Annotated in this window: 8 protein-coding genes; 2 read left to right on the top strand and 6 right to left on the bottom strand. The window is 72.1% G+C overall.

Annotated elements, in window-relative coordinates; genetic code table 11:
• Positions 1 to 23: 23 nt before the first annotated feature.
• Positions 24 to 278, bottom strand: coding sequence for a hypothetical protein (locus tag ACFZDC_RS07920; RefSeq protein WP_391321272.1), 255 nt, complete (start codon positions 276 to 278; stop codon positions 24 to 26).
• Between the two features lie 64 nt (positions 279 to 342).
• Entirely contained in the window at positions 343 to 798 is a 456-nt protein-coding gene (locus ACFZDC_RS07915; protein WP_391321270.1) for a TerB family tellurite resistance protein, read from the bottom strand.
• Between the two features lie 310 nt (positions 799 to 1,108).
• Here ACFZDC_RS07915 and ACFZDC_RS07910 point away from each other — a divergent pair, with 310 nt between their 5' ends.
• On the top strand, positions 1,109 to 1,939 hold the full coding sequence (locus tag ACFZDC_RS07910) for an SDR family oxidoreductase (RefSeq protein ID WP_391321268.1): 831 nt from the start codon (positions 1,109 to 1,111) through the stop codon (positions 1,937 to 1,939).
• Between the two features lie 25 nt (positions 1,940 to 1,964).
• Here the strand turns inward: ACFZDC_RS07910 and meaB are convergent, their stop codons facing one another.
• The 4 genes from meaB to ACFZDC_RS07890 form a co-directional block, all read right to left on the bottom strand.
• Positions 1,965 to 2,960, bottom strand: a complete 996-nt coding sequence (gene meaB / locus ACFZDC_RS07905; protein ID WP_391321266.1) for a methylmalonyl Co-A mutase-associated GTPase MeaB — start codon at positions 2,958 to 2,960, stop codon at positions 1,965 to 1,967.
• 6 nt (positions 2,961 to 2,966) lie between these two features.
• The gene (gene scpA / locus ACFZDC_RS07900; RefSeq protein WP_391321264.1) at positions 2,967 to 5,141 is read right to left on the bottom strand and encodes a methylmalonyl-CoA mutase; all 2,175 of its coding nucleotides are present in this window, start codon (positions 5,139 to 5,141) and stop codon (positions 2,967 to 2,969) included.
• Positions 5,141 to 6,949 (bottom strand): methylmalonyl-CoA mutase family protein, encoded by a 1,809-nt coding sequence (locus ACFZDC_RS07895; RefSeq protein ID WP_391321262.1) that lies wholly within the window; start codon positions 6,947 to 6,949, stop codon positions 5,141 to 5,143. Before ACFZDC_RS07895 ends, scpA begins: the two co-directional genes overlap by 1 nt.
• Before the next feature lie 109 nt (positions 6,950 to 7,058).
• Positions 7,059 to 7,553 carry a MarR family transcriptional regulator gene (locus ACFZDC_RS07890; protein WP_391321260.1) on the bottom strand — a complete coding sequence of 165 codons (495 nt, stop codon included), beginning with the start codon at positions 7,551 to 7,553 and terminating at the stop codon, positions 7,059 to 7,061.
• Between the two features lie 85 nt (positions 7,554 to 7,638).
• On the opposite strand from ACFZDC_RS07890, the gene ACFZDC_RS07885 reads away from it, so the two are divergent.
• Positions 7,639 to 8,154, top strand: coding sequence for a YceI family protein (locus ACFZDC_RS07885; RefSeq protein ID WP_391321258.1), 516 nt, complete (start codon positions 7,639 to 7,641; stop codon positions 8,152 to 8,154).

The raw sequence follows: 8,154 nt of genomic DNA, 5'->3' as shown, positions 1-8,154 counted from the left end.
CGGTCCGGGCCGCGGACTTCGGGTCAGACGCTGCGGACCGCCGAGCCGGAGCGGCTGTCGCCGATCGGTGTACGGCGAAAGGCCCAGTCCGTCCTCGGCTCCACCACGCACCCGAAGATCCTGCGCACCCGCGGCGCGCGGAGTACGGTCACGGCCGCGGTCGCCGCGAGAGCGGCGGTGAGCCAGTCGAGGGCCGGTGCACCCAGCCGGGGCCGTACCAGCCCCGGAACCTGGAGCCCTGGGCGAGGAAACGTGCTGGGGTGGCTCGGGGGGAGCACCGGGCCGGTCCTTCCACGGTGCCGACCCCGCGCGCCTCCCGTCCTGCGCGCCTGCGGCCCCCGCTCAGAGGTCGAACTCGTGCGGCGGCAGGTCGAGGGTGAAGCAGGCCTCGCGCACGACGGCCTGCTCGGTCTTGTCGAAGTCGCCGTCCGCGCCGCCGATGACGATGCCGATCTGGATGACGGCACGCGCCTCCGCGGGCTTCTTCTTCGCCTTGGCGATCTCCTGCAGGACGCTGACCTTGCCGAAGGCGAAGTCGGCGGTCAGCTTGTTCAGGTTGTCCTCGAAGCGGCGGCGCAGGTCGTCGGCGGGGAAGTTCTGCAGAACCTCGTTGGTGGTGATCAGCTGGGCCACGCGCTGCCGCTCGGCCGGGTCGACGGTGCCGTCGGCGGCCGCCACGAGCGCGCACATCGCCATGCCGGCGTCGCGGAACGCACCGCTCTTGAGGTCGTTCTTCTTCGCCACGAGCTGGGTCTGCATCGTCGACGCGGACTCCTTGATGCGGTCCCACAGGGCCATGAGAACTCCAGGTGCTCACATCGGAGGCTCGGTGTGCCCGGGCGGCGAGCCGATGCCTCATCGGTATCTACAGCGACGTGGAAACTAGCGACGCGGCGGATAAGTTCCGGCCCCTGCTCGGACGTTCGCCGGCCGGCCCGGACACCGGCGCCCGGGCCGGCCACCGGGACGCCCCCGGCCACCGGGACGCTCGCGACGGCCGGGGCGGACTGCCCGGGGACACCTCCTGGCTCGAAGTCGCCTGCCGGGGATCGCCGGGTCCTAGGCTCGGATGCGCTCGGTGATCTCGGCGGAAAGGGCCTGAACTGCAATGGCGGGCAAGCGGGTTGTCATCGTGACCGGTGGTGGTACGGGCATCGGGGAGGCCACGGCCCGGCTGCTGTGCGAGGGCGGGCACCATGTGGTCGTCTCCGGTCGGCGCGCCGACCCCCTGCGGCGGATCGAACGGGAGACGGGGGCACTGGCGCATCCGTCCGACGTGGGGGATCCCGACGCGGCCGAGGGCCTCGTGCGGGCGGCGCTGGCCGCGCACGGACGGCTCGACGGGCTGGTGCTCAACGCGGGCATCGGGCGCGGAGGAGCGGTGGGTGACCTGTCGTTGGCGGACTGGGACGAGGTGATGCGCACCAACGTCACCGGTCCGCTGCTGCTTCTGCGCGCGGCGATCCCGCACCTGCTGGCGAGCCGCGGTTCGGTGGTCGGCGTGGCGTCGGTGTCCGCGCTGCGCAACGGCACGAGCAACGCCCCGTACGCCACCTCGAAGGCGGCCCTGCTCCAGCTGTGCCGTTCCGTCGCCGTCGACTATGGCCGCCAGGGCGTGCGTGCCAATGTCGTGTGCCCCAGCTGGGTGCGCAGCGAGATGGCCGACCGGCGCATGGCGCGCTTCGCCGAGGAGGCGGACCTGCGGGGCGGGGGCGTGGAGGCCGCCTACGAGGAGGTGACCAGGCTCCTGCCCATGGGGCGGCCCGGTGAGCCGCGTGAGATCGCGGAGGCGATCGACTGGCTGCTGTCCCCGGCGGCGTCGTACGTCAACGGCGCGGTCCTCACCGTCGACGGCGGCGCCACCGCCCTCGATCCCGGGACGCTCGCCTTCGACTTCCACATCGCGCCACGCCGCTCCGGGGGAGCCGGCACTGCGTGACGGAGTGCCCTCGGAACGCTCGTGATCAATCCGGCCGGCCGGTGCCCTCGAACGCCCGCAGGATCTGTTCCGCCGCCAGTGTCGCCGTCAACGAGCCGTCCTTCACCCGCTGTTCGAGGGCAGGGGCGGTCTCGCGCACCGCGGGGTTCGTGTGCAGGCGCTCCAGGAGTTCGTCGCGGACCATCGACCAGGTCCAGTCGACCTGCTGGTCCCGTCGCTTGGCGGTGAGCCGGCCGGTGGAGTCGAGCAGGGTGCGGTGCTGTTCCAGCCGGTCCCACACCACGTCCAGGCCCATCGACTCCCGGGCGCTGCAGCTCAGCACCGGCGGAGTCCAGAACGCGTCCCTGCCGTGCATCAGGCGCAGCGCGCCCGACAGTTCACGGGCGGCGGCCTTCGCGTCGCGCTCGTGCGGGCCGTCCGCCTTGTTGACGGCGATCACGTCGGCCAGCTCCAGGACGCCCTTCTTGATGCCCTGCAACTGGTCGCCGGTGCGGGCCAGGGTCAGCAGGAGGAAGGAGTCGACCATGTTCGCGACAGCCGTCTCCGACTGGCCCACGCCGACGGTCTCGACCAGGATCACGTCGTAGCCCGCCGCCTCCATGACCACCATCGACTCCCGGGTGGCCTTCGCGACCCCGCCCAGCGTGCCCGCGCTGGGGGAGGGCCGGACGAAGGCCGCCGGGTCCACCGCGAGCCGCTCCATCCTCGTCTTGTCGCCGAGGATCGAGCCGCCGGTGCGGGTCGAGGAGGGGTCGACCGCGAGGACGGCGACCCGGTGGCCCAGCGAGGTCAGCATCGTGCCGAACGCGTCGATGAACGTCGACTTGCCCACGCCCGGCACCCCGCTCACCCCGATCCGCCGCGCCCGGCCGCTGTGCGGAAGCAGCTCCGTGAGCAACTGCTGCGCCAGCACCCGGTGCTGGGGGCGGGTGGACTCGACGAGCGTGATGGCGCGGGCCACCAGGGCCCGCCTGCCGTCGAGCACACCCTTCACATACGTGTCAAGATCGATCGCTGCCATGGGGATCTACAGGTCGTGGCCGAGGTCGGCCGACAGCCGCTTCACCAGGTCGTACGCCGCGTCCGGGATCACCGTGCCGGGCAGGAACACGGCCGCCGCGCCCATCTCCAGCAGCACCGGCACGTCCTGCGGCGGGATGACCCCGCCGACCACGATCGTGATGTCCTCCCGGCCCTCCTCGGCGAGCTTCTCGCGCAGCGCCGGTACGAGGGTGAGGTGACCGGCGGCCAGCGAGGACACTCCGACCACGTGCACGTCCGCCTCGACCGCCTGGCGGGCGACCTCCTCCGGCGTCTGGAACAGCGGGCCGACGTCGACGTCGAAGCCGAGGTCGGCGAAGCCGGTGGCGATCACCTTCTGGCCGCGGTCGTGGCCGTCCTGGCCCATCTTGGCGACCAGGATGCGCGGGCGGCGCCCCTCGGCCTCCTCGAAGGCGTCCACCAGGGCGCGGGTGCGGTCCACGGACGGGGACTCCCCTGTTTCGTTGCGGTACACGCCGGAGATCGTACGGATCTGGCTCGCGTGCCGGCCGTACACCTTCTCCAGGGCGTCGGAGATCTCACCCACGGTGGCCTTGGCGCGGGCCGCGTGCACGGCCAGCTCCAGCAGGTTGCCGTCGCCGTCGGCCGCCCGGGTCAGCGCGTCCAGCGCGTCCTGGCAGGCGGTCTCGTCCCGCTCCTCGCGCAGCCGGCGCAGCTTCTCGATCTGCTGGGCGCGCACGGAGGAGTTGTCGACCTTCAGGACCTCGATCTGCTCGTCGCTGTCCACACGGTACTTGTTGACGCCGATCACCGGCTGGCGTCCGGAGTCGATGCGGGCCTGGGTGCGCGCGGCGGCCTCCTCCACGCGCAGCTTGGGGATGCCCGCGTCGATGGCCTGCGCCATGCCGCCCGCCTGCTCGACCTCCTGGATGTGCGCCCAGGCCTTGCGGGCGAGGTCGTACGTCAGCCGCTCCACGTACGCGCTGCCGCCCCAGGGGTCGATGACCCGGGTGGTGCCGGACTCCTGCTGGATGAGCAGCTGGGTGTTGCGGGCGATGCGGGCCGAGAAGTCGGTGGGCAGGGCCAGGGCCTCGTCGAGGGCGTTGGTGTGCAGCGACTGGGTGTGGCCCTGGGTCGCGGCCATCGCCTCCACGCACGTCCGCGTGACGTTGTTGAAGACGTCCTGCGCGGTCAGCGACCAGCCCGAGGTCTGCGAATGGGTGCGCAGGGACAGGGACTTGGCGTTCTTCGGCTCGAACTGGGAGACCAGCTTGGCCCACAGCAGCCGCGCCGCCCGCAGCTTCGCGATCTCCATGAAGAAGTTCATGCCGATCGCCCAGAAGAACGACAGCCGGGGCGCGAACGCGTCCACGTCCAGGCCCGCCTCCCGTCCCGCGCGGATGTACTCCACACCGTCGGCGAGGGTGTACGCCAGCTCCAGGTCGGCCGTGGCACCGGCCTCCTGGATGTGGTAGCCGGAGATGGAGATGGAGTTGTAGCGGGGCATCCGCTGCGAGGTGTACGCGAAGATGTCGGAGATGATCCGCATCGACGGCTTCGGCGGATAGATGTAGGTGTTGCGGACCATGAACTCCTTGAGGATGTCGTTCTGGATGGTCCCGGCCAACTTCTCGGGCGGTACGCCCTGTTCCTCCGCCGCCACGATGTACAGCGCCAGGATCGGCAGCACCGCGCCGTTCATCGTCATCGACACGGTCATCTTGTCCAGCGGGATGCCGTCGAACAGCTGCCGCATGTCGTAGATGGAGTCGATGGCCACGCCCGCCATGCCGACGTCGCCGGTCACGCGCGGGTGGTCGCTGTCGTAACCCCGGTGCGTGGGCAGGTCGAAGGCGACCGACAGGCCCTTCTGGCCGGCCGCCAGGTTGCGCCGGTAGAACGCGTTGGACTCCTCGGCGGTGGAGAAGCCCGCGTACTGGCGGATCGTCCAAGGCTGGTTGACGTACATCGTCGGGTACGGGCCGCGCAGGTACGGCGCCATGCCCGGGTAGGTGTCCAGGAAGTCCAGGCCTTCCAGGTCTCGGCCGGTGTACAGCGGCTTGACCCCGATGCCCTCCGGGGTCTCCCACAGCGGCTCTGCACTGCCGGTCGCGTGCTTGACGGCCGTACGCCACTCCTCGGCACTGCCGCCGGCGACCGGCGTCCCCAGCTCGATGCCGGAGAAGTCGGGGATTCCCATCAGGACACTCCCATGCGGTCGAGGGTCGCGGAGAGTACGGCGACGGCGTCGCAGCCCGCGAAGAGGTAGGCGTCGATGCCGGAGTGGTCGGCCGGGCGGCCCGCGAGGAACACGTGCCGGGCGCCGGCCGCGCGCAGCGACTCGGCGGCCTGCGCGGCCTGTTCGGCGTACAGGGCGTCGCTGGAGCACAGCACGGCCTCGGTGGCGCCGCTGTCCTCGAAGCGGCCCTCGCTGACCGGTTCGATGCCGCCCGCCTGGAAGAGGTTGGCGGCGAAGGTCGAGCGCGCGGTGTACTCGGCTGCCGAGCCGAGGGTGGCCAGGAAGATCCTGGGACGGGAGCCGGTCGCCGCCAGGTGGGCGTCGGAGCGGGCGCGCAGGGCCTCGTACGCCTCGTCGCGGCGCACCCGGGGCAGTCCGCCGGACGGCGGCTCGGGCGCCGGCTCGCGCTCCACCGGCTTCTCGGACAGGAGCGGGAACTCGCTGACGCCGGTGATGGGTTCGCGCCGCTTGGCGAGCTTCTTGGAGCGCTCCGCCCACGTGGTCGCCAGGTCCGTGCGGATCCGGCCGGAGCGCAGCACGGCCGCCTGACCGCCGTCCCGCTCGATGGACCGGAAGTACGCCCAAGCGGCCTCGGCGAGTTCGTCGGTCAGCCGCTCGACGTACCAGGAGCCCCCCGCCGGGTCGATGACGCGGCCCAGGTGGGACTCCTCCACCAGGATCGTGGAGGTGTTGCGGGCGATGCGGCGGGCGAACGCGTCCGGCAGGCCCAGGGCGTGGTCGAACGGCAGCACGGTGACGGAGTCGGCGCCGCCCACCCCGGCCGCGAGGGTCGCGACCGTCGTACGGAGCATGTTCACCCACGGGTCGCGGCGCGTCATCATCACCGGCGAGGTCACCACGTGCTGCACCTGGGCACCCGCGCCCGGCGCACCGGACACCTCGGCGACCCGGGCCCACAGCCGGCGCGCCGCGCGCAGCTTGGCGATGGTCAGGAACTGGTCGGCGGTGGCGGCGTACCGGAACTCCAGCCGCGCGCACGCCGCCGCGACCGTGAGGCCGGCCTCGGTCAGCTCCCGCAGGTAGGCCACGCCGGTGGCGAGGGAGGCGCCCAGCTCCTGCGCGGCCGAGCCGCCCGCCTCGTGGTATGGCAACGCGTCCACGGTCAGCGTGCGCAGGCCCGGGTACTGCTCGGCGCAGCGCGCGGCGAGGGCGGCGACGGGCCCGAAGTCCTGCGGGGTGCCGGTGCGGGCCTCGTGTCCGAGCGGGTCGGCGCCCAGATTGCCGCGCACGGCCTTCGGGTCGACGCCCTTTTCCTCGTACAGCCGCAGCAGCTCGGCCGCGGCGGCCTCGACGTCGAGGCCGGCGTCCAGGACCACCGGGGCCAGGTCGAGGTAGACGCCGTCGAGGGCGCGCGGGAGGTCGGACACCGGGATACCGCCCCGGCCCACGAGCAGCCAGAGCGAGGTGACGCCGTTCTCCAGGTCCGCCAGGACCGCACCGTCGGCGAGCGCCGCGTGCCGCTGCCGTACGTCCCAGCCGCCCGCGGTGTTGCCTTCGGGGCGGCCGCCGCGCAGATACGGGGCGAAGCCGGGCAGGCCGGGGTCGGGCGCGCTGTCGCGCGCGGTGTACAGGGGCCGGGTGCGCAGCCCGTCCTCGAGTGTCGTGGACAGGGCGTCCTCAGCTGCCGCGCCCGAGACTTCCTTGCCCGACTTGCGCAGCACACCCTCGACCAGGCGTTGCCACTGCTCGTGTGTCGCGTCAGGGAACTCGGCGGCCAGTGAGAGCCCGTCGTCAGGCAGGACCGTCATGGCTCGGATGCTAGGGCAGTGCGCTCAATCGAGTGCAGCGCGAGGCTTGTGACGTTTCCCTCCTTGTGGCTGTGACCTGGGCCTCCCCAGCGCCCAAGGGCCCGTTTTCCTACGGTTGGTCGACGAGGCCGGGCACCAGTGCGAACAGCGCCTCGCGCTGCTCGGGGCCGATGAAGCGGGCGAGGGCCTCCCTGACCGTCTCCGCCAAGGCGCCGGAGGCCTCGCGCAGCCGTCGCCGGGCCTTGTCGGTGAGCGCGACCTCGACACCCCGTCTGTCGCCGCAGACGGACTCGCGGGTGACCAGGCCGGCCCGCTGCAGGCAGGCGATCTGGTAGGTGAGCCGGGTCTTCGGGCGGCCGAGGAGCTCGGCGATCCGGGTCATGCGCAGGCCGCCCCGCGGCTGCTCGGCGAGCAGGCACAGGATGAGGAACTCGTCGTGCGAGACGTCGAGGGACTCCTTCACGGCCGAGCGCAGCCGCTGCTCCACCCCGCCCGTCGCGGCCAGCAGGAGCATCCAGGCCCGCAGCTCGCCCGGGAGCAGTCCGCCGCCCGCTGCCGAGAGGCAAGGGGGCTGGTCGGCGGGGGGTTCGTCGCGGGCGGCCATGGCTTCGAGTCTACCCGTTGTTCAAATTTGGATATTGGGCTAGCGTGAGGTCATCCAAATTTGAACAAGGGACAGGAGGACGGCCATGACCGTCGCCGTGGAAACAGGCCTCTGGCAGCTCGACCCGACCGCGTCCGCCGTGGGCCTGCGGCACAAGACCTTCTGGGGCCTGGTCACCGTCAAGGGCACGTTCACCGCCGTCACCGGCCGGGGCGAGGTCGGGTCCGACGGCTCGGCCACCGGCACCGTGACGCTGGACGTGGCCTCCCTGGACACCAAGAACGCCAAGCGGGACACACACCTGCGCTCGGCCGACCTCCTGGACACCGACAACCACCCGGAGATCACCTTCGCCGTCCGCGGCGCCGACCGCCTCGACGGCGACGACGTCCGGATCACCGGCCGGCTGACCGTGCGGGGCATCAGCAGGCCGCTGTCCCTCACCGCGCGCCTGACCTCGGCGACGGCCGAGGCGCTCACCCTGGAGGCCGAGTTCCCCGTGGACCGCGAGGATTTCGGCGTGACCTGGAACCAGCTGGGCATGATGCGCGGCCTGACCACGGTGACCGCCGCGCTGCGGTTCACGCGCGCGGCCGCCTGA

Origin of the sequence: Streptomyces sp. NPDC007905, from assembly GCF_042959345.1 — a bacterium.
In the GTDB taxonomy this organism is placed as follows: domain Bacteria; phylum Actinomycetota; class Actinomycetes; order Streptomycetales; family Streptomycetaceae; genus Streptomyces.
This window is presented reverse-complemented; position numbering and strand designations above follow the sequence as displayed.